This is a genomic window from Amycolatopsis sp. NPDC058278 (genome assembly GCF_042881395.1).
In the GTDB taxonomy this organism is placed as follows: domain Bacteria; phylum Actinomycetota; class Actinomycetes; order Mycobacteriales; family Pseudonocardiaceae; genus Amycolatopsis.
The window spans coordinates 46,046-65,695 of sequence record NZ_JBHVXZ010000011.1; the positions used below are offsets into that span (position 1 = coordinate 46,046).

The 19,650-nt window shown below is 72.7% G+C and carries 19 protein-coding genes; 4 read left to right on the forward strand and 15 right to left on the reverse strand.

What is annotated here, in order from left to right:
* Window positions 1-13 precede the first annotated feature (13 nt).
* From ACFVYA_RS07945 to ACFVYA_RS07960, 4 genes are all read right to left on the reverse strand, one after another.
* Window positions 14-451 (reverse strand): carbohydrate ABC transporter permease, encoded by a 438-nt coding sequence (locus ACFVYA_RS07945; protein WP_387043573.1) that lies wholly within the window; start codon window positions 449-451, stop codon window positions 14-16.
* The gene (locus ACFVYA_RS07950) at window positions 448-894 is read right to left on the reverse strand and encodes an ABC transporter substrate-binding protein (protein WP_387043575.1); all 447 of its coding nucleotides are present in this window, start codon (window positions 892-894) and stop codon (window positions 448-450) included. Before ACFVYA_RS07950 ends, ACFVYA_RS07945 begins: the two co-directional genes overlap by 4 nt.
* 342 nt (window positions 895-1,236) lie before the next feature.
* Window positions 1,237-2,235, reverse strand: a complete 999-nt coding sequence (locus tag ACFVYA_RS07955) for a LacI family DNA-binding transcriptional regulator (protein ID WP_387043577.1) — start codon at window positions 2,233-2,235, stop codon at window positions 1,237-1,239.
* 32 nt (window positions 2,236-2,267) lie between these two features.
* Window positions 2,268-2,867 carry a TetR/AcrR family transcriptional regulator gene (locus ACFVYA_RS07960; protein WP_387043579.1) on the reverse strand — a complete coding sequence of 200 codons (600 nt, stop codon included), beginning with the start codon at window positions 2,865-2,867 and terminating at the stop codon, window positions 2,268-2,270.
* 71 nt (window positions 2,868-2,938) lie between these two features.
* On the opposite strand from ACFVYA_RS07960, the gene ACFVYA_RS07965 reads away from it, so the two are divergent.
* Both ACFVYA_RS07965 and ACFVYA_RS07970 read left to right on the forward strand, forming a co-directional pair.
* Window positions 2,939-3,307, forward strand: a complete 369-nt coding sequence (locus ACFVYA_RS07965) for a DUF1330 domain-containing protein (protein ID WP_387043581.1) — start codon at window positions 2,939-2,941, stop codon at window positions 3,305-3,307.
* Window positions 3,307-4,059, forward strand: a complete 753-nt coding sequence (locus ACFVYA_RS07970; protein WP_387043583.1) for an alpha/beta fold hydrolase — start codon at window positions 3,307-3,309, stop codon at window positions 4,057-4,059. Before ACFVYA_RS07965 ends, ACFVYA_RS07970 begins: the two co-directional genes overlap by 1 nt.
* Window positions 4,060-4,062: 3 nt before the next feature.
* Here the strand turns inward: ACFVYA_RS07970 and ACFVYA_RS07975 are convergent, their stop codons facing one another.
* The 6 genes from ACFVYA_RS07975 to ACFVYA_RS08000 all read right to left on the reverse strand — a co-directional run bounded on the left by ACFVYA_RS07975 (window position 4,063) and on the right by ACFVYA_RS08000 (window position 11,701).
* Complete coding sequence (locus ACFVYA_RS07975) at window positions 4,063-5,382, reverse strand: cellulose binding domain-containing protein (protein ID WP_387043585.1); 1,320 nt, start codon at window positions 5,380-5,382, stop codon at window positions 4,063-4,065.
* A gap of 119 nt (window positions 5,383-5,501) precedes the next feature.
* Entirely contained in the window at window positions 5,502-8,594 is a 3,093-nt protein-coding gene (locus ACFVYA_RS07980) for a discoidin domain-containing protein (protein WP_387043587.1), read from the reverse strand.
* A gap of 189 nt (window positions 8,595-8,783) precedes the next feature.
* Window positions 8,784-9,344 (reverse strand): maleylpyruvate isomerase family mycothiol-dependent enzyme, encoded by a 561-nt coding sequence (locus ACFVYA_RS07985; protein ID WP_387043589.1) that lies wholly within the window; start codon window positions 9,342-9,344, stop codon window positions 8,784-8,786.
* A 1-nt stretch (window position 9,345) separates the two neighbouring features.
* Window positions 9,346-9,834, reverse strand: coding sequence for an SRPBCC family protein (locus tag ACFVYA_RS07990; RefSeq protein WP_387043591.1), 489 nt, complete (start codon window positions 9,832-9,834; stop codon window positions 9,346-9,348).
* Window positions 9,831-10,190 (reverse strand): metalloregulator ArsR/SmtB family transcription factor, encoded by a 360-nt coding sequence (locus tag ACFVYA_RS07995; RefSeq protein ID WP_360175572.1) that lies wholly within the window; start codon window positions 10,188-10,190, stop codon window positions 9,831-9,833. The genes ACFVYA_RS07990 and ACFVYA_RS07995 overlap by 4 nt, the downstream gene beginning before the upstream one ends.
* A 113-nt stretch (window positions 10,191-10,303) precedes the next feature.
* Entirely contained in the window at window positions 10,304-11,701 is a 1,398-nt protein-coding gene (locus tag ACFVYA_RS08000; protein WP_387043594.1) for a cellulase family glycosylhydrolase, read from the reverse strand.
* A gap of 191 nt (window positions 11,702-11,892) precedes the next feature.
* Here ACFVYA_RS08000 and ACFVYA_RS08005 point away from each other — a divergent pair, with 191 nt between their 5' ends.
* Window positions 11,893-12,732: an NAD-dependent epimerase/dehydratase family protein gene (locus ACFVYA_RS08005; RefSeq protein ID WP_387043596.1), complete on the forward strand. Its 840-nt coding sequence runs from the start codon at window positions 11,893-11,895 to the stop codon at window positions 12,730-12,732.
* Window positions 12,733-12,745: 13 nt separating this feature from the next.
* Here the strand turns inward: ACFVYA_RS08005 and ACFVYA_RS08010 are convergent, their stop codons facing one another.
* The 3 genes from ACFVYA_RS08010 to ACFVYA_RS08020 all read right to left on the reverse strand — a co-directional run bounded on the left by ACFVYA_RS08010 (window position 12,746) and on the right by ACFVYA_RS08020 (window position 15,281).
* Entirely contained in the window at window positions 12,746-13,333 is a 588-nt protein-coding gene (locus ACFVYA_RS08010) for a hypothetical protein (protein WP_387043597.1), read from the reverse strand.
* Window positions 13,330-14,559: a hypothetical protein gene (locus tag ACFVYA_RS08015; RefSeq protein WP_387043599.1), complete on the reverse strand. Its 1,230-nt coding sequence runs from the start codon at window positions 14,557-14,559 to the stop codon at window positions 13,330-13,332. Before ACFVYA_RS08015 ends, ACFVYA_RS08010 begins: the two co-directional genes overlap by 4 nt.
* Before the next feature lie 323 nt (window positions 14,560-14,882).
* Window positions 14,883-15,281 (reverse strand): hypothetical protein, encoded by a 399-nt coding sequence (locus ACFVYA_RS08020; RefSeq protein ID WP_387043601.1) that lies wholly within the window; start codon window positions 15,279-15,281, stop codon window positions 14,883-14,885.
* Between the two features lie 379 nt (window positions 15,282-15,660).
* On the opposite strand from ACFVYA_RS08020, the gene ACFVYA_RS08025 reads away from it, so the two are divergent.
* Window positions 15,661-17,301 (forward strand): DUF6461 domain-containing protein, encoded by a 1,641-nt coding sequence (locus tag ACFVYA_RS08025; protein ID WP_387043603.1) that lies wholly within the window; start codon window positions 15,661-15,663, stop codon window positions 17,299-17,301.
* Here ACFVYA_RS08025 and ACFVYA_RS08030 read toward each other — a convergent pair.
* Window positions 17,285-18,952: an alpha/beta fold hydrolase gene (locus ACFVYA_RS08030; protein ID WP_387043691.1), complete on the reverse strand. Its 1,668-nt coding sequence runs from the start codon at window positions 18,950-18,952 to the stop codon at window positions 17,285-17,287. The two genes, ACFVYA_RS08025 and ACFVYA_RS08030, sit on opposite strands and share 17 nt — an antisense overlap.
* A 135-nt stretch (window positions 18,953-19,087) precedes the next feature.
* Window positions 19,088-19,606, reverse strand: coding sequence for a hypothetical protein (locus ACFVYA_RS08035; RefSeq protein ID WP_285991175.1), 519 nt, complete (start codon window positions 19,604-19,606; stop codon window positions 19,088-19,090).
* Window positions 19,607-19,650: the final 44 nt, after the last annotated feature.

Genomic DNA, 19,650 nt, shown 5'->3' on the forward strand with positions numbered 1-19,650 from the left:
CGCGTGACTGCGGTCAGTCCTTGACCGCGCCCGCCGCGAGCCCCGTGCGCCAGAAGCGCTGCAGCGCCAGGAAAGCCAGGATCAACGGGATGATGGAGAGCAGGGAGCCGGTGACCACGATGGCCTTGAGATCGGGGTCGCGGGTGATCTGGGTGTTGAGGGTGTACAGCCCGAGGGCCACCGGGTACAGCCGGTCGCTGGTCAGCATGACCAGCGGGAGCAGGAAGTTGTTCCAGATCGCCACGAACTGGAACAGGAAGATCGTGATCAGCGCCGGGGCCATCAGGCGCAGGCTGACGGTGTAGAACATGCGCACGTCGCCCGCGCCGTCGATGCGGCCGGCTTCCAGGAGCTCGTCCGGGACCGACACCGCCGCGTAGACCCGGGCCAGGTACACCCCGAACGGGCTGATCGTGCTCGGCAGCAGCACCGACCACACCGTGTTCGTCATCCCGGCCACTGCGGCAGCGGCGCCACGGCCCACTTCCCGGCGGTCAACGGCGCGGCTTTCGCGATGGTGCCGACGCCCCAAACGGCTCCGGTCCACGTGGCGATCTGCCCGGAGTCCAGCGCCTTGTTCCAGGATTCGGAGAAGCCCTGGTAGTTCGAGACCAGGCCCTGCGAAAGCAGGTTCTGCCAGTAGCCGGCGACCTTGGTGGACGCGGGGTCGGTCAAGTTCACCTTCCACTGCCGGCCGTCCTGGGTGAACCAGTGCCCGCCGGCCTGCCAGACGAGACCGGCGAACCAGTTGACGTCCTTCTGCGGGAAGTGCGTGATCGTGAGGCCGGGGTCCGCGGCGTGCAGGGCCTTCGCGGCCTCGGCGTACTCGTCCCAGGTCGCCGGCACCGGCACGTGGTACTTCTCGAAGAGGTCCTTGCGGTAGAACAGGCCCATCGGAGCGGTGTCCTGCGGGATGGCGAAGACGCCGTCACCGCCGGAGTGCGGTTCAGCGGAGGCCTTCCGGCCCCGGGGGCAGGAGTCCGCTGTGGACCGGTGCTCGGTGGCGGCCGGCGGGGCGGGTGCTCGGGCGGTAGCCCACCGCCGGAAAGCCCGCGAACCGGCGGGACCTGCGACGGCAGCCCAGCCCACCGGCCTTCGAGGAGCCTGCGCCCATGCCGCTGTCTCCTCTCCGCCGCGCTGTCGGGAACGTTCCCGGGAATGTTCCCGGCCGGTGTTCCCGGGAGTATGCGCACCTCGGCGGGACCCCGTCAAGGGGCGTTCCTCGACGGATTCGACTCAGGCGGTTGCGCGGGTGATCAACGAAACCGGCAGCGAGATCCGGTCGGCGGTGTCCGCCAGCAGGGCCCGGACCAGGGCCTGGCCGTGGTCGTACTTGTCGATCCGGACCGTGCTGAGCGGCGGGTTCAGGTACGCCGACATCTCCAGGTCGTCGAAGCCGACCACCGCGCAGTCCCGGGGCACCGCGCCGCCGCGGGCGAGGACCGCCTGGACCGCGCCGATGCCCATCAGGTCGTTGAAGGCGAAGATGCCGTTGACCTCCGGCCACGCCGAAAGGAGCCGGCGGGTCGCTTCCGTGCCGCCCGGGATGGTCGGCGGTCCCTGGATGATCCGCGCCGAGACGTCGCCGAAGCCCAGCGCCGCGCACGCCGTGACGAACGACAGGCGCCGCTCGTCGACCGCGACGCCGACCGAGCTGTCCAGCATGCCGAGGCACGCGTGCGGCCTGCGGGCGAGCAGTTCGACGGCGGCCGCGGTGCCGGTCGCGAAGTCGTTGCTCACCGAGGCCGCCACCTCCGTCGGCAGCTCCCGGTCGGCGACCACCAGCGGGACCGAGCGCGCGTAGTCGGCCAGGACGTCGTCGGGGGTGCCGTAGAAGAAGCCGACGACGCCGCGCGCGGAGCGGGCCAGCGCGTCCTCGATGGCGTCGCGTTCCCGGCCCGGGTCGGCGTCGGTGTTGTACAGCACGACGCGGCAGCCGGCCGCCTCCGCCGCGTCGTACACCCCGCGTGCCACGGCCGGGTAGAACGGGTTCGCGATGTCGGAGACGATCAGGGCGATGACGTCCGACCGCTGGGTGCGCATCCCCTTCGCCAGCGCGCTCGGCCGGTAGCCCAGCCGGGTCGCCGCCGCCAGCACGCGCTCGCGGGTGTCCGGGGCGATCTCCGGCAGATCGCGCAGGGCACGCGACACCGTTTGCCGCCCCACGCCGGCTTCCCGGGCCACGTCCTCGATCGTCACGCGCTTGACGCGTGGCAGCCGCCCGCGTTCGGTCACGCCGTCACCTCCCTCCGCGTAAGACGCCGAGCCTAAGGGGTCAAGGCGCGGCGCCACTGGCCGGTGACGCTCCGGCGCAGCGCCTCGGTGTCGACGCTCCCCGGATCGAGCAGCCGCTGCAGCGCGATCCCGCGCAGCTGCCCGACGACGGCGGTGGCGACCTCGCCGGGGCTGACGCTCGCCTCGATGCTGCCGTCGGCGATGCCGGCTTCGACGTCTTCCCGCAGGTCGGCGCGGAAGGCGGCGTCCCGCTCGCGGAAGATCGGGGCCAGGTCCGGCTGGGTCGCGGCTTCGGCCCACAGCAGCAGGAAAGCCTGGTTGAACACGCCGATCCGGCCGAGCTCGCCGAGGTAGCCGTCGATCAGCCGCAGCAGGCGGTCGAGACCGGGCGGCAGGTCTTCGAGGCCCGGGACGAACCCGGCCTGCGTGGCCCGCGCCAGCCGTTCGACCAGCGCCTGCTTCCCGCCGAAGTGGTGGGTGACGATGCCGCGGCTGTACCCGGCGCGTTCGCCGACGCGGGCGAGCGTCAGCGACCGCACGCCCTGCTCGACGACGAGTTCGGCAGCGGCGGTCAGGAGCGCGGCTTCGGCCTGGTCACGGCGTTCCTGCTGGGTGCGGCGTGCGGTGGGCATGGGTGCAGCCTAGCAAAGTAACTTGCGTGTCACCCAACAAGTATGTGTAGGGTGGGTTCCAGGAGGTTCTGATGATCGAAATCGAAGACCGCGCCCTCGACGCCCTGCTCGCCGACGACCCGGGTGGCCCGGTCGTGATGCTCAACCTGCTGCGGTTCCGCCCGGACGGCGGCCGCGAAAGCTACCAGCGCTACGCCGAAGCCGTCGGTGCCGAGCTCAACCCCCGCTACGGCTTGCAGGTGGTGTACCTCGGCAACGGCGGCCCGGCGCTCGTCGCCGAGGAGGGGCAGGCCTGGGACATGGTGGTCCTGGTGCGCTACCCGGACCGGCGGGCGTTCGCGGCCATGATCCGCGACCCCGAGTACCAGGCCATCACCCACCTGCGCACCGAGGCGCTGCTGGAATCGGTCCTGCAGCCGACCACGCCGGTGGCGGCCTGATGCCCGCGGTGTTCGTCCACGGCAACCCGGAGACGGCGGCGGTCTGGGACCGGCTGCTGGCCGAGCTCGCCCCGTCGCGGTCCGACCTGGTCTGCTTGTCCCCGCCCGGTTTCGGCGCGCCCCTGCCCGCCGGGTTCGCCGCCACCCCGGCCGGCTACCGGGACTGGCTGGCCGGCGAACTGGCGGCCTTCGGCGAGCCGGTGGACCTGGTGGGCCACGACTTCGGGGGCAGTCACGTCGTCAATGTCGTGCTGAGCCATCCGCACCTGGTCCGCAGCTGGGTCAGCGACACGGTCGGGACCTTCGACCCGGACTACGAGTGGCACGAACTCGCCCGCCGCTGGCAGACCCCGGGCGTCGGCGAGGCCGACGTCGCGGCGCGGTTCGGCGCCGCGCCCGAAGAGCGCACGGCGGTGCTGGTGGAACGCGGGATGGACTGGGCGGTCGCGGCCCGCGTCGCGGCGGGGCAGAACGAAGCGATGGGCCGCGCGGTGCTCAGCCTGTACCGGTCCGCCGCCGCGGCCGGTGCGCCCGGCCTCGGGTTGCCGCTGGAACGCGCGGCGGCCCGGCCGGGGCTCGCCGTCCTGGCCACGGCCGACCACGTCGTCGGCACGGAGGCACAACGCCGCCGGGCGGCCGCCCGCGCCGGTGCCCGGGTCGCCGTCCTCGACGGACTGGGCCACTGGTGGATGACCCACGACCCGGCCCGCGCCGCCGCGGCGCTGACCGGGTTCTGGGCGACGCTCGGCTGAGGATCAGCGGGCGGTGCAGGCCAACGCGGTCAGGGGCTGGGCGGTGCCGGTCACGACGGCGCCCCAGGTCGTCGTCGCCCCGGCGGCCAGCGTGCCGTTGTAGTTCGCGTTGGCCGCCCGCACCTGCTGGCCGGTCTGGGTGGACACGGCGTTCCACGAGTTGGTCACCTGCTGGGTGCCCGCGAACGAGAACGCCGTAGTCCAGCCGGACAGCGCGGCGGAGCCGGTGTTCTTGACGGTGAACTCGAGCTGGTGGCCGCCGTTCCACGAAGACGTGACCGCGGAGGTCGCCGTGCAGGACGCCCCGGCCGGGGTGGTCGGCGTGGTGGGTGTCGTCGGGGTGGTCGATGTGGTCGGCGTCGTGGTGGGGGTGCTGGTCCCGGTCGTGTAGCTGATGCCGGTGTAGGCGGCCGCGCAGCCCGAAAGGCATTGGTCCGGCAGCGTGAAGCGGTAGACGCGGCCGTCGTTGACGGGCGCGTCACTCGCGTCCCGGACCCGGATCGCGTACGCGGTGCCCGCCGTGGCGGTCGGGCCGATGATGAAGGCCTGCCCCAGGTCGCTGTCCGGCTGCGCCTGCTGCCAGCTGCCGTCCGCGCCGAGGAACTCCACGCCGTGGACGCCGTTGGGCAGGTGCGAAACGGCGATGGCCGTCCAATACCGCTGCGCGCCTTGGAGGAAGCCGAGTTTCAGGTCGCCGGTGTAGTTCGGGGCGGTCACGTAGGACCACGAGACCCGCCGGTTGTTCCAGTGCGCGGGGTTCATGTCCCCGACCGGGGCGCCGTTCTTCACGAACCGGTTGAGCGACGCGGTCGACAGGTCGAGGTGCCCGGGATCGTCGCGGCACCAGGCGTTCGAGTCGCCGCAGCTGTCGGCCACGACCATGGTCAGCTGGGCGCCGGCGTATCCGTCGGTCACCCAGGACCCGTTGCGGCAGAACGGTTGTCCGGGTGCGCCGTCGTTGACGCCGGTGCAGTAGTCGCCGATGGTGACCTGCACGAACCGCCCGCAGTTGCGGCCGTTGTCCCAGAGGCCGATCTTCGCGGCCTGGGACGGGGGGATCGGCCGCGGGTAGAAGCTGTAGTCGCCGGGGGTGTTGTAGACGTTGAGGGCGACGAAATCGGGCGAATCGAGCACGTCCTGCGGCAGGCCGCAGCCGCCGTAGGGGGCGCCGAGCGCGTCGAAGTGGGTGGCGTTGCCGGTCACGGGGGTCGCCGGCGCGGCACCCGACTTCCACGGCCACAGCACGGAAACGGCCACGACGAGGACGGCGATCACGGCGAGCACACCCGGGCGCGCGGCCATCCGGCGGGAGGCGGATCCCATGGACTCTCCTTCCGCCTTCGGTCACCGCGACCGGCGGACGAACGGCCCCGGGCGGCGATGTCTGGAAGCGCTCCCAGAGTCCCTCGCGCACCCGCCATTTGTCAATCGCCTCCTCGTCGTCAGACGGGCCCGCGCGCCACGACGGTCAGCCGGTCGAGGGTGAGCCGGCCCGTGGTCAGCCGCAGCCCGATCGCGGGCGGCCAATCGGCAAGGACTGCTGTGCTGAAACCGGGGCTCCGCCCCGGCGCTCCGCCACCCGGATCCCCCGGAAAGCCGGGTGAGCCGGCCGGGATCGTGCGCAGCAGCTGCCACCGGCCCTGGTGGCCGAGCCAGCTCGTCAGGCCGCCCCGGTGGTCGGCCACGACGGCGAACCGGTCGCCCGGGGACCAGCTGACCGCGGCGCAGCACCCGCCGGTCACGTCGTCGCCGTAGTCGCGGCCGCCCGCGCGCACGTCCGCGCCGGACGTGCCGAAGTGGTGGTTGTACCAGGCCAGGGCGAGGTCGTCGGGCCCGTCGGCGCGGCCGAGGAGCACGCTGTCCTCCGGCGCGCCCCCGGCGAAGGCGCGGGGTTCGAGGAGCACCGCGAAGTCGCCGGCCGGGGCGGCCACCGGCGCCACGAGCACGGCCGAGGACTGCCGGCTCGCGGACGCGACCAGGGCGCCGTCGGCCTGGCTCAGCTCGGGCACCGGTTCCCCGAACCGCGCGCCGATCCGGTACGGCTTCAGCTGCGGGCCGCTGAAGTCGTCGTCCCAGACCGGCGTGCCGAAGTCGGCGGGATCGAAGACGACCTCCGCCCGCGCGAGGTCCGCGGTGCTGCGCACCGGGGTGCCGTGGTCGAGCGTGGTGACCAGCAGCCGCACCGGGGCCTGGGTGCCGACCGGCGCATCGGCGGGGGCCGTCACCCGCCACCGCAGCGGCACGGGCCGTCCCGGGGTGAGCCGGAGGTCGCCGTCCGGGCCGATCGGCTGGGCCGTCCAGCCGCGGGGCAGTGTGAGCGCGGGCCGGACGGTCATCGCCTGCGAACTGCTCACCGAGCCGCTGATTTCGACCGGCTGCCCGGGCCGTACGCTCACCGCGCCGTCTCGGAGCCGGACGTCGAGCCGCTCGTCCTCGGCGCGCCACGCCTGCACCGCCGTGATCCCGACGGCGCCACCGTCTACTCTGGACGGCAGGACGCGGAGTCCGTCGGTGCGGACCGGCGGCTGGACGAGGACGCGGTTCGGCCTGCCCCGCACCGGTGTGCCGGGTTCTCGTTGCTGGCCGGGGAGATCGGCCCACGAGCCATCCGCCGCGCGGTACTGCAGTGCGTAGGCGTCCGGGGTGCGGACGCCGCCACCGTCGTCGTAGAAGGAGAGCCGGACGTCGGAGACGTCGGTGGCCGCGCCGAGGTCGACGGCCAGCCAGTCGCCGCGGTTCGGGCTGCCGTAGCTCGTCCAGCGCGTCGACGGGACGTCGAGGGCGAAGTCCTGGCCGTCGATCGCGTTCGCCGGGCTGTCCGCGGGCCAGGTGTGGGACGCGGACGCCGCCGGATAGCCGGCGCGGGCGGGGTTCGCCAGGTCGTCGACGACGGTGGCGGCGTCGGCCGCCTTGCCCGGGCGCACCGGTACGTCGACCGCCGTCAGGCCGCTCTGGCGGAGCACGAGCTTGCCGTCCAGCCAGACGCTCAAGCCCGCCCCCTGCCGGTAGACGTGGCCGTCACGGTCCCAGGCGACGGTCAGGTTCCGGCCGTGGTAGGGCACGTTCTCGACGGCGAAGTGGTCCCAAGTGGACGGAACGAGCGGCGCGAGCCGCACGTGGTCGCCCTGCTGGGGCCGGATGCCGAGCAGCCCGGACAGCACGAGGTCGTCGAACGTCGAGTGGTTGTAGTCCTCGCTGTGCCCGGGGGAGTCGTAGAGCCAGCGGTCTTCGTCGGGGTGGTGCGCTTCGGCGACGTAGGGCAGGCCGTTCTTGCGCTGGGTGAGGGCGTACCCGCGCAGCAGGGCGTAGTAGTCCTGCGCGGAGACGTAGGGCTGCGGGGGATAGTCGGTGAGCAGGTTCGCCAGCGCGGTGAGGGTCTGGCTCGTCGCGTAGGGCCAGCTCGGACCCGACCAGCGGCAGCACCCCTGCAGGGCGTCGTGCATGAACCACGGGCTCCGCCGTTCGACGGTGGTGGGCCCGAAGGGGGCCGCGAAGCCCGCCGGGTCGGTCACCTGCGCCCACGCGGCGGAGGCACCGGCCGGGGCCATGTGGAAGTACCAGGGCACGTACCCCATTTCTTCCCGGTCCGCGATCTTGGTTCGCGCGGGGTTGCCGTCCCGCATGACGTGCTTGTAGAACCGGTCGCCGCCGTCCCACAGCACGCGGTCCTGGTTCGCTTGCAGGGCGCGGGCATCCCGCTCGTACCGGTCGGCGAGCTGCCGGTCTCCGGGTGCGCCGCGCCGGCGCAGCAGGCTCGCGATGGCCCGCGCGTCACCGTACTGGTAGGCGTTGAGCGTCGGGCGGAAGCCGGCGCCGCCGTGGTAGGGGTCCGGGCTCTGGTAGGAACTCGCGGTGTACTCCATGGCGTCCCAGACCGGAACCTGCCAGTAGAGGCCGAGCTGCGGGTCGAACTGCGGCGACCAGGCGGCCCACTGCCGTTGCAGTTCGGGGAGCAGGTCGACGGCGAAGTCCCACCGGCCGTCGACCGCGGCCCGGGCGAGCACGGCGTCGGCGGCCCAGAACGAGTATTCGTGGGCCCAGTCGGTGGTGTTCTCGTTGAGGCCGTCGGTCGCCGGCTTGGCGCCCGCGCCGCTGCCGCGCAGCCAGTAGTCGACGTAGTCGTCGAGGTACCGGTGGTCGCGCAGCCACCGCCCTTCGTAGAGGTGGTGCCCGGCGGCGGCGTCGATCCCGCCGCCGGGAGCGGAGTACCCGACCGGGCCGAGGAATTCGGAGACGATCCAGCCGTCCTCCGGCCCGGTGTACTTGAGTGCCTCCTTGTAGGTGCGCCACCGGTAGTAGTAGGTGTCTTCGATCGCCTTGTCCGGCAGGTCGACGAACGGGATGTTGGCTTCGTACCAGCCGGGATCGCCGAAGCCGGCGAGCTTCCCGGCGTGGTCGAGCAGGTGCGTCCCAGGCCCGGCATCGGGGTACACCGGCGGTGGGCCGGCCCGGCCGGCCGCCGCGGGGACGACCGCGGCGGACAGGGCGAGGACCGTGGTGGTCAGGACCGTGCACAGACGTCGAAGCGAGCGCATGCTGACGCTCCTCATGCTCCTGGGGGACCCGGCACAGAGACGGTAACCGGTCGGATACAACGTTGTAAATACCGCTTTACAACGTTGTATCCGAGGTCCGGCCACCCGGACGGCCGACCATCGGCCGCCCGGGTGACCCCGCTGTCTTCCGCCGCGGCCGGTCCGCCTCGCCGGGTGAGCCGGGCAGGCTCAGGGGCGCCAGGCCGGGTCGCGGCCGAGGAAGCCCATCAGCCGGTCCTGCGCCGGAGCCTCGTCGGCGACCGGCACCGCCGGCCCGAACTGCCCGCTGTCGCGCAGCAAGGACTCCATCGGCTTCATCCCGGCCAGCGTGGCGGCGCAGCGCTCCTCGCCCAGGTCCGGCTCGCGGCCCAGCGCCTTGGCGAGATCCCAGGAGTGCATCCAGATGTCGTTGGTGTAGAACTGGTCGATCGCCTCGTCGACCGGCCGGTCGCCGGTGTGCGGGTTGCTGAGCACCCGCCCGGCGGGGTCGTCGAGGATGGCCTGGACGTCGGCGACGTGCTGCTTCCAGGCGCCGGCCGGATCGGCGTCGACGGTCAGCGCCGGCAGCTCGATCCCGGCGCCCCGCAGGAACCCGCGCGGCCACTCGACCAGGTGCCGCACCACGTCGAGCGCCGTCCACTCCGCGACCGGGCTGGGGCGCGTCCAATCGCCGGCCGAGGCCGACTCCGTCAGCTCCGTGAAGCGGGCCGCGTCCTGCGCGTGCCGCTGGGCGGGTCCCGTGGATGTCATTTCACGCCTCCTTGGCGAGCAGTTCGTCGAGCTTGGCGTACCCCTCGTTGACCCCGACGTCCATGCCGCTGGCCAGCATGCCGTCCCGGGTGGCGAAGTCCGGCACCACGCTCAGCACCCGCAGCCGGGTGCGGCCGCCCTCGATTTCCTCCAGGGTCAGCGTTTCCAGGGCGACGCCGTCGGGCTCGCCGTCGTAGGTGAACGTCCACACGATCCGCTCGTTCGGCCGCACTTCGTGGAAGCTGCCGTGGAACGCGGCGATCTCCTCGCCCCCGCGGTCGTTGGCGAAGGCCCACTCGCCGCCCGTGCGCGCGTCCCACCGTGTGATCCTCGTGGTGACCGAGTGCGGTCCGACCCACTGCGCGTACAGCTCGGGGTCGATGTGGGCGCGGAACACCTGCTCGGGTGCGGCGTCGAAGTCCCGGACGAGCCGGATGGTCGGGACCTTGTCGTCGGCCAGGATCTCGGTTTCGTGCTTTGTCACGGTCATGACGCGTCCTTTCGCGGCCGGGCTTCTTCGCCGGCCATGCGGCCCAGCAGGGCGTCGAGGCGCCGGTAGCGCTCCTCGGCCTGCCGCCGGTACCGCTCGATCCACTTGGTCATCAGGTCGAACACCTCGGCATCCAGGTGGACCGGACGGCGCTGGGCGTCCTTGCTGCGCGTGACCAGCCCGGCTTCCTCCAGCACCTTCACGTGCTTGGAGACCGCCTGGAGGCTCATGTCGTACGGCTCGGCCAGCTCGCCCACGGTCGCGTCCGCGCCGGCCAGCCGCGCCACCAGATCGCGCCGCGTCGGGTCGGCCAGTGCCGCGAACACCCGGTTGAGCCGTTCGCTGTCTTCGTCCACCGGTTCGTCCTCAACTCTTCGGTTGAGCAAGACGGTAGAGCGGTTCCGGGGTGTTGTCAACCTGGCGGTTGAGAAAGGGGTGGGGCTCCGCGTGCGGAGCCCCACCCGGGGGATCAGAAGTGGTCGGGAGTGCTGATGCGGCTCCGGACCAGGGCGCCGGACGCGGTCAACCGGCCGGTGCCGTAGTCGCTGCCCGCACAGGTGCCCGGTTGCAGTGCGGCACTGCTTTCGTCCGCGTCGGAGTACGTCCAGTTCGCGTAGCTGATCTGCAACTGGTCGAGCAGGTCCAGCCAGGCCGTGGTGCTGGACTGGTCCAGGGTGCCGCCGCCGGTGGCGGTCACCGTGCCGAACTCCGTGACGAACAACGGCAGCTTCGCCGCCGCGCGGCTCACCGTGGCGCGGTAGTTGTCCTTGTGGCTGGCGGCGTAGAAGTGGAACGTGTACATGATGTTCGTGGCGTTGACGGGGTTGTTGACGATCTCCGTTTCATTGGAGCCGTCGGAGACGCCGAGCGACGACCACCCGCGGGTGCCGACGATCACGACGGCGTCCGGGTCGGCGGCGCGGATCACCGGGATGACCTGCTCGGCGTAGCTCTTGATGGCGCCCCAGCTGACGCCGTTGGGCTCGTTGGCGATCTCGTAGATCACGTTCTTCCTGGCCGCGTTGCGCGCGGCCACCGCCGCGAAGAACGTCTTGGCGCGGTCGAGGTTGTAGTTCGGATCGCCCGGGGTGAGGGTGTGGAAGTCGACGATCGCGTACATCCCGCGTTCCTCGGCCTCGCCGACGAGGCTGTTGACCCGGTCGGTGAACCAGGCCGGGTTGGTCTCGTAGCCCTTTTCCTGCACGTACATGGCGATGCGGAGCAGGTCGGCGTGCCAGTCGTTCGCGAGGGCGTTCAGGGACGCGTCGTTGTAGCAGGAGTCGAACCACTGGAGGCCGTGCGTGCTCATGCCGCGCAGCTGGATCGCCCGGTTGGTCTCGTTGCACAGGTGGACTCCGCAGACGTGCAGCTGCCCGTTGGCGGCGAGCGGCGTGCCACCGGGTGAGGGCGTGGTTGTCGTCGTGGGCGTGGTGGTGGGTGTGGTGGTGGTTGTCGTCGACCCGGTACAGGTGACGCCGTTCAGGGTGAACGACGTCGGAATCGGGTTGGCGCCGGTCGTGGTGCCCGTGAAGCCGAGATCGGTGGCGGCACCCGTGGCGAGGGTCCGGTTCCACTCGGCGTTGGCCGCGGTGGCGGTCGCGCCGGACTGCGTCCACGTGGCGTTCCAGCCCTGGGCGACTTTCTGGCCGGCGTCGGGGAAGGTGAACCGGAGTGACCAGCCGGTGATCGCGTCGCCCAGGTTGGTGACCTTGACCCCGGCCTGGAACCCGCCCTGCCACTGGTTGGTGACGGTGTAGTCGACGCGGCAGCCTTGCGCGGCGGCCGAGGCCTGGGGCATGGCCAGCACGGCGGTGCCGCCGAGAACCGTCGCGCCGGCGGCCGCCAGCGCAGCGATGGAGCGCTTCATTGAACTCCCTTTGGTCCGGTGTTCGATTGTTTCACCAGGCTGGGAGCGCTCCCAGGAATAAGAACATCCGGCGCCGGTCGACGTCAAGGTCCCCGCGCTGATGCCCGGCGGGTATCACTGGCGCCGGAAGAGGTCTTGGACGGGGCCCTCCGGCCGGCGCGAAGGTGGGGGAGTACTCGAAAGGAGCAGGCATGAAGGTCTTTCTGACCGGCGGGTCCGGCTACATCGGCCGGGCCACGATCGCGGAGCTGGTGCGGACGGGCCACGCCGTCGAGGCGCTCGCCCGCAGCGACCGCGCCGAGGCAGCTGTCGCGGCGGCCGGAGCCACCGCGGTCCGCGGCGGGCTCGCCGACCTCGACATCCTCGCCGGCGCCTCCGCCCGGGCGGAGGCGGTGATCCACCTCGCCCAGGCGACCTCGGGGGAGGAGGACCTCGCCGCGGCCACGGCGATGGGTGGCGGCGGCCCGTACGTGCACACCGGCGGTACCTGGGTGTACGGCGACACCGGCGGGCTGCGGGACGAAACCGCGCCGTGGAACCCGCCGGATGTGGTGGCCTGGCGCCGGGCGGTGGAGGACGCGGTGCTCGCCCGGGCGGCCCACCCGGTGATCGTGCGGCCCGGCCTGCTGTACGGCGGCGAAAACCGGCTGATCGACGCGTTCTTCGTCGAGCCGGGCCGGAAAAGCGGTGCGGTCCCGTACATCGGCGAAGGGGACAACCACTGGGCACTGGTCCACGTCGACGACCTCGCCCGGTTGTACGTGGCGGCGTTGTCGGCCGAGCCGGGGTCGGTCTACGTCGGCGTGGGCGGGGTGAACCCGGCCGCGAAGGAGGTGGCCGAGGCGTGCGCGCACGCGGCGGGCCTGGCCGGGAAGACGACGTCGATCTCGCTGGAGCGGGCCCGGGCCGAGATGGGCCCGATCGCCGACGCGTTCGCCCTCGACCAGGAGCTCACCCCGGCCAAGGCGCGCCGCGAGCTGGGCTGGGAGCCGCGGTACCCGGATCCGTTGCGGGTGCTCGCCGGAGGCTGAGGGTCGGTACCCGTCATGACAGGTTGCCTCCGGCCGGCCGAAGAGCGTGGCGAAGGCGGAGAAGCCACCGGCCGGACGCGACCACCAGATCGCCCCGGCAGCCGGCGGGGCCGGCGCAGCCCGGCTGCCGGAGTACGCCCGGCTCCTGCGGGCTTCCGGCGGCGGACACCGGCCCGAGCGCGTCGAGCCGCCGCCCGGTGGCCAGCCAGAGGTAGGCGGCCACGGCGGCGAGCTCGGCCGGGACGCCGTCGGCGAACGCGGTGCCGCCGGACCGGTCGCCGAGCAGGCAGGCACCGTGGCCGACCGGCGCCGCGGCCACGGTGAGCCCCGGCAGCCGGTCGAAGGCGGCGGCCAGGTTCGCGCGCCCGTCGGCGACGCACGGCCGGTGCGGGGTGACCGCGATGTCGGCCAGCGCGGCCCGGCCGCCCGGCGTTCCTCGAGCGCCACCCCGGGCTTCGAGAGGAGAGGTCCCGAGGTCGAGGGTGTCGGCCAGGCACGTGCTGAACGCCGTGGCGCACCGGGATTCGCGGCGGTAGCGCCAGCAGGTGAGCGGCGGCCGCGGGGTACCGGTCGCGGCGATCCGGTGCGCGTGGACGGTCACGCCGCCACCGGCACCGGGAGCGGGACGGGCGAAACGGGGACGGCGCGGGCCGGTTCCGCCAAGTCGAGCAGCCGGTACATCGTGCGGCGCAGGAGCTGCCCGGATTCCCCGGGCCGCGAACTGAGCAGCCCGCGGATCAGCTCGGGAATTCCGTTGCGGTCACGAGCTTTCCGCGCGGCCGCCAGCTGCGGCGGCAGTGGCCGGTCGTGCCGCCGGTGCGGAGCGTGGCGGGCGAGGACCGCGGCCGGCGTGCCGTCCAGGAGCGGCTGGCCGGGGGTGTCCTCGAGCAGGACGGCGGCACCGGCGGCCGCCGCGTAGCCGGTGACCGACCCGTAGTCGCCGATCGCGTAGTCGGCGGCCGCCAGCGCCGCGCGCCAGCCGTCTTCGGGTGGCACGAGCACGAGCCCGGCACGCAGGGCGTCGGCGAGCCAGGACCGGACCTGCCAGGCGCCGTGATGGGCCCAGACGTTCGGGTGCAGCGCCCCGACGACCCGGAAGCGGTCGCCCGGAAGCTCGGCGAGGACGCCGTCGAACAGGCCGGGGTGGCGGCCGAACGCCGAGCGCGGCGACCAGGTGGAGGTGACCACGACGACCTCCTGGCCGGCGGCCGCGCCGAGCGCCTGCCGGTAGTGGTCGCGGTGGGGGAGGCTGGCGGTGAGCCGGTCGAGGGCGATGTCGCCGGTCACGACCGCGGCGGGCAGCGCCTGCGGGCACTCCCGGGCGAGCAGGGCGCGCTCGCGGTCGTGGACCAGCGCGAGCGCGTCGGCGCGAAGCCGGCCCTCCTGCATCAGCTGATCGGGACTCAGGCCGGTGCCGTGGCGCCGCGCCCGCGGCACGGCGGTGTCCGGCGGGCGCCAGGGCCGGTACTGGCCGAACCCGCCGCCGTGGGGCACCAGCAGGGTGGGCGCGGCGAGGTCGTCGAGGCCCCGGGTGCTGCCGGCGAGCACGAGGTCGAACTCGCTGCGCCGGGCCTGCGGCCAGGGCAGCACGACGCCGCCGTGCGCACGCAGGAACGCCGGCCCGGCCTGCCAGTTGTCGCCCGCTTCGGGGTCGGCGAAGACGACCTGGATGCGGTGGTCGGCTTCGAGCAGCGGCAGCAGGTCGAACAGCCGGGTACCCGCGACCGGGTGCGGAACCAGCACCAGAACGGATTTCGTGCCGCGCCGCGTGGCGTAATGCCGGTCGGCGCGACCGACGGGACTGCGGACCCAGGCGGTCTCGGTCATGTGTTCCTCCCTCGCTGTCCGAAAACTGTCACCAGACTGCGCGACGAGCTCGAAAAGCGGGTTTGGCCTGCTGCTCCGCATCTTGACAATGGATCGACAAAGATCGTCATCAACGGACAGTTGTGCCTGTGACCTGGTAGTTCATGGTGGGGAATGCGAAAATAACCTGGGCGGAGAGGGGCGGCGTCACGGCTCGCTGCGGGGAGGGATCTGATGGAAATCGGGTTCGGAATTCTCGGGCAAACGGCTCTGCTTCTGCACGGGAACACGGACGTGAAACCCGTACCCGGCCGGCCGGGCGCCTCGGCGTTCCGCTCGATGATTCAGAAATCGGTGAAGTCGGATCCGGTGGACGGCGACCTCGGTGGCCGTCCCCGGCCGCGAAGTTCCACGCCGGCTTCGAGCAACATGCGTTTGGTGATGTCCCGGCCGAGCCCGAAGGCCTTCCCCGTTTCGGCGATCGACTTCCCGCTGTAATAGGTCTCCACCATTCCCGGCGGCGCGGGCGGCGTCATCGGCTGTGGCGCCCGGAACGTGACCCCCTGATCCTGCAGGACGGCGCGCAGCGTCCGGTAACTGCCGTCGAAATCCGCCAGCAGGGCGCTCAACGTGGCACCGGCCAGATAGCGGCGCTTCAGCTCGGCCGCTTCGTCGGCCGGTACCTCGGCGGGAAGCCGGTGCGCCCGCCGGTTCGGCCCGTGTTCATCCTCGGCCTCGTTCACGAGATCATCGCCGCCCCGAACAGCAGATCCGGTATCGCCGTGGCGTGCGGCGCCGTCGGCGCCGTCCCCGGCGATCTGAGGTGTTCCTCCAGGCAAAGGGATGGACGAGGAGGCGTACACCGCCAGAGGTGTTCTACCGGCTCGCCCGTACGAGCGGGGTTTGTGCTTGCCCTGGTCACCGTGGGGTCACCCCTCGGCTCGTGGTGCCTGGTTGCGGGGCCGTCGAAGGGCCGGGACGGGGAGGAGACGGGCGACCTGCCGGTTCGTGACGGGGTTCGTCGGGGCGAGGTGCTGTCGATCTTGACTGTCCCGGAGAAGCGGCACCAAAGCTCCGCCGAGTGAACGTTTCCGGCGGCCCGGTTTCTGGCAAAGTGGCGGCATGGGGGATGACCTCGCCGTCGCCGTGGCCGCCGTCGTGCCGGCCGTCCGTGCCGTGATCCCGCCCGCGCCGGCCGCGGCGCTGGGGCGGCTGCGGCTCGAACCGGAACCCCGGCGGTTCCCGGACGCACCCGAGTCCGAGGTGCTGTGGTCGCTCCGGTCCCTGCCGTCATGGGTGGTCGAGCGGGTGCACGGCGCGGTGGAGCTCACGGTGGCCGGGCTCGACGTTCCGGCGCCTTCGGTGACCGCCGCCCTGCGGCCGCCGCCGTCAGGGGCCTTCGGCTTCTTCGCTTCCGAAAGCGAAGCGGAAGCGGTGCGGGAGACGCGGTTGCTGCACCACGCCCGGCCCGGTCTCCTGGACCTGGTGGCGGACCTGACCGCCGGCCTGGTGGCCGAAGACCGGCTGTTGCCCACCGTCGAAGGCGGCGAAGCCGAAATCGCGGCCGCGCACGGCGCCGGCCACCTCGCGATCGCCCTGGTGACCGCGACGATCGCCGCCCGCGAAGCCGGCCGGCCCGAAACCGCGGGCATCGTCGGGACGGCGCTCGGGGTGGCGGCGAACCTGCTGCGCGCACGACCGATGCCCGAGGGCTACGAAGCGGCGTTGCGGGAGAAGCAGCGTGCCGAGTACCGGCTGCCGCAGGCCGGGAGCACGTTCGTGACCGTCCGCGACCACGTCTTCGCGCTGACCGAGGGCGAGTTCCCGGCCTACGGCGGCTTCGCCGAAAACGGCCTCGCAGAAGCCGCCGAGGGTGGCGTGGTCGTCCGCACCGGCACGGAGAACGGCTCGGTGCAGGTCGGCGTCCGGGTGCTGGCCGAGCCGCCCGCCGCGGCGGACACCCTCGGCTGGGACGAGGTCGTCGACCTCGGCTGGCACGCGGAGCACGGTTCGGCGAGCGTGGGCGGGGGAGTGGTGTCACCGCCGTGGCCCGGCGACTACCGCGTCCGCGTGCACGCCTACGGCCGCGACGACCCGGAAACCGAAAGCTTCAGCCTCTGGGTCTGGGCGGCGCCGCCCGCGCCACCGGTGGTGCACGCCCGGGCCGACCGCCTCGGTCACCGCCTGCGCGGCGAGCCGGAGCCGCCGGTGGTGGACCGGCCCGAGGTGCGCTACCGCTGGATCGGGCGGTCCCGGCTGACAGTGGCGGCGACGGTCACGGTGGTCACCGGCCTCCCGGCGGACGATGTCATCCGCGCGTTCGGCGCGGACCCCGGCCGGCCCGAGCCGCTGGAGGAGCTGCGCGAGGCGTACGCGGATCCGTGGCTGGCGGTACTGGATCTCGACGGCGTGGTGGTGGCGATCGAGGAAAACGGCTTCTCCGGCTCCCACGCGCCCGTGCTCACCGCGGCTTCCCGGGCCGGCCGGGCGGCGAGCATGTTCTGGAACGTCAACGGCATGACGCGCCTGTCCTTCGCCCGCGGCGGCGAGCTCGTGTCGGCGTTCGAGCCGGGGCTGGGCGAGGCATCCGCGGACGAAGAGGTCACCGCGGCGCTGGCCGGTCTGGACCTGGAGAACTACCGCGACCGCACCGAGAAGGGCCTGGTCGCGGTCGAGCGGTTCACCGGCCGGGGGCTCTACCCGGAAGACCTGGAGGACATCGACCGGCGCGGGGTGGCGTACCTGCTCAGCGACCCCGGTTGACCGCGCTGATGTCGTCCTGAAGCCGTTCGCGGACAGTCGAACGGGCGTCCCGCGGCGCGGGCGCCGTCGGCCGGGACGGCTCGCCCGCCGGGCCCGCCACCGGGAACACCTGGTGCTCCCCGGGCAGCGGGACACCGGGGCAGATGGTGGCCGCGGGTCGTCCGGCGCCGAGGAAGAAGCCGTTCACCAGATCGTCCACACAGGAATTCCCGCTGACGGCGTACTGGCCGTGGAACGGCGACTCCGCCACCGAGATCATCGGGATCCCGGCCGCCCGCGCCGCCGCCTCCGCCTGCTCGTAGCCGGTCTGCGGATCGAACTCGCCCTGGACGACCAGGATGTTCTTCGCGGCCCGCGGCGAGAGCGTCGGCAGCTCGTGCTGGGGCGCGTCGGACCAGAAGCCGCAGGCTTCGCTGAGGCCGTACGCCCAGCCGAACAGCGGGTAGGCCGGCCCCTGCAGGTCGCTGAGCAGCTTGTACCAGCTCGCGGTCCGGGTCGGCTGGTCGCCGCACGCCACGGCCAGCCGGGTACCCGGGACGTCGGCGTAGTCGGGCTCCGGCGGGTCCGCCGCCACGTCGGCGGCGGTCAGCCGGTCCGCCGGACGGCCGAAGACGGCACGGGAGGCGCGGTCGAGGTCGCTGCGCAGCGTGGCGGGCGGTGGCGTGGTCTTGCCGTCGAGCGCCGCCGCGCCCTTGGTGAGGACCAGGGCGCCGGTCATCCACTGCCGGGTGCTGCCGTTGCCGACGAAGACCGAGTCGAAATCGTCGGGCGGGATGCCCTTGGTCTTGAAGAAGGCCCGCAGTTTCTCCCACTTGGCCCGGACCTCCGTGCCGGTCTTGCCGAGCTGCTCCGGGAACCTGCGGGCCAGCCACGGCGCGTAGACGCGGTCGAACTGGCGCTGGTCGATCTTCGGGAACGCTTCGAACGCGGCCTGGAGGCGGCCTTCGAAGTTCACGCTGGAGTCGAGGACCATCTTCCCGGCGCGGTCCGGGAACAGCGAGGCGTACTTCGCCCCGAGCCAGGTGCCGTAGGAGAAGCCGAGGTAGTTCAGCTTATCGTCGCCCAGCAGGGCGCGGATCAAGTCCATGTCGTGTGCGGTCTGCCAGGTGGTGACGAAGGGCGCGAGCGCGTCGTTCTGGCACGCCTCGGCCAGCACGCGCGGCGTCCGCTGGTGCAGCGCGATGCTGGCCGCCGAGCGGTCCCGCGCGTCGAGGTCGTCGGCGTCCTGGGGCAGCCGCGCCAGCGGCACCCGGCACACATACCCCTCGTCCGTGCCGCCTTCCTGGCCGGTGCCCCGGGGGTCCATCCCGATGATGTCGTAGTGCTCGTTCACCGACGGTTCCAGCCCGGCCAGCGCGCCCGCGAGCGAAGTGCCGCGGCCACCGGGGCCGCCCGGGTTCGCCAGGATCGCGCCTTGCCTGCTGCCGGTCGCGGCCGCCCGGCTGATCGCCACCTGCAGGTCGGTGCCGGCCGACGGCGCCGACCAGTCCCGCGGGACGGTGATGCGGGCGCACTCTGCCGTCCGGGTCTGGTTCCGCTGCTTGAACGGGCAGGCGCCCCAGGAAACCTGCTGGTCCCGGTACGGCGCGAGCGGGTCGGGCGTGGTCGCGGCGGCGGGCGCCGTGGCCGCCACCAGGACCGAGACGGCCACCGCCAGCCCTGCTCGGGACGTTCGCACCGCAGTTTCCTTCCTCGCGCACCGGCCGTGAAGATCCAATCACAGCCGGTGCCGACGAGGCAGCACGAAGAGCGTGGACCGCCCGATCCGGTGAACGCAGCGGGCAGCTCAGGTGCGGTACGGGCCGTGGTTGCCGAGATCGGGGGCCACGCGCGGGTGCGGGCCGTCCTGGCCGGGCACCGGGGTGACGGTGGGGCGCCACGCCGGGTCCGTCGCGGCCGGCTCGACGACGACCTCGGTGGCCGGCCGGACGTAGGTTTCGGTGACGCGGGGCTCGGTCTCGCGCTCCTGGAAGTGCTCTTCGACGATCCGGTCCTGACGGCGGCGGGCGAGGACGGCCAGCGTCAGCACGTGGGCCACGGCCATCAGCAGCAGGAAGATGCCGATCCGCCCGACGAGCGCGGCCGTCGAGCCCGACCACTGCGGGCCGACCACCGAGAGCAGGGCGAGCACGCCGAACGAGACGAGGTGGAAGACGGTCACCACCATCCACGCCATCGAGCCGGTTCCCTCCCCGCCGTCCGGCCCGCTGAGGTAGCGCCGGCCGCCGCGGTAGAGCACCTGGCCGTCGGCCACCACGATGACCAGGCCGATGATCAGGAATCCGGTGAGGTCGTTGTCGGGCATGCGTCTCCTCCTCGTTTCCGGCGGAGTACCCGGCCGGGCGGGGA

Bases quoted from the DNA above. Each gene is read 5' to 3' on its own strand.
- ACFVYA_RS07985 (WP_387043589.1), bottom strand. From the start codon at position 9,344: ATGACATCCACGGGACCCGCCCAGCGGCACGCGCAGGACGCGGCCCGC.
- ACFVYA_RS08025 (WP_387043603.1), top strand. From the start codon at position 15,661: ATGGGGGATGACCTCGCCGTCGCCGTGGCCGCCGTCGTGCCGGCCGTC.
- ACFVYA_RS07980 (WP_387043587.1), bottom strand. From the start codon at position 8,594: ATGCGCTCGCTTCGACGTCTGTGCACGGTCCTGACCACCACGGTCCTC.
- ACFVYA_RS08005 (WP_387043596.1), top strand. From the start codon at position 11,893: ATGAAGGTCTTTCTGACCGGCGGGTCCGGCTACATCGGCCGGGCCACG.
- ACFVYA_RS07975 (WP_387043585.1), bottom strand. From the start codon at position 5,382: ATGGGATCCGCCTCCCGCCGGATGGCCGCGCGCCCGGGTGTGCTCGCC.
- ACFVYA_RS08035 (WP_285991175.1), bottom strand. From the start codon at position 19,606: ATGCCCGACAACGACCTCACCGGATTCCTGATCATCGGCCTGGTCATC.
- ACFVYA_RS08015 (WP_387043599.1), bottom strand. From the start codon at position 14,559: ATGACCGAGACCGCCTGGGTCCGCAGTCCCGTCGGTCGCGCCGACCGG.
- ACFVYA_RS07960 (WP_387043579.1), bottom strand. From the start codon at position 2,867: ATGCCCACCGCACGCCGCACCCAGCAGGAACGCCGTGACCAGGCCGAA.
- ACFVYA_RS08000 (WP_387043594.1), bottom strand. From the start codon at position 11,701: ATGAAGCGCTCCATCGCTGCGCTGGCGGCCGCCGGCGCGACGGTTCTC.
- ACFVYA_RS07970 (WP_387043583.1), top strand. From the start codon at position 3,307: ATGCCCGCGGTGTTCGTCCACGGCAACCCGGAGACGGCGGCGGTCTGG.
- ACFVYA_RS07950 (WP_387043575.1), bottom strand. From the start codon at position 894: ATGGGCCTGTTCTACCGCAAGGACCTCTTCGAGAAGTACCACGTGCCG.
- ACFVYA_RS07990 (WP_387043591.1), bottom strand. From the start codon at position 9,834: ATGACCGTGACAAAGCACGAAACCGAGATCCTGGCCGACGACAAGGTC.
- ACFVYA_RS07945 (WP_387043573.1), bottom strand. From the start codon at position 451: ATGACGAACACGGTGTGGTCGGTGCTGCTGCCGAGCACGATCAGCCCG.
- ACFVYA_RS07965 (WP_387043581.1), top strand. From the start codon at position 2,939: ATGATCGAAATCGAAGACCGCGCCCTCGACGCCCTGCTCGCCGACGAC.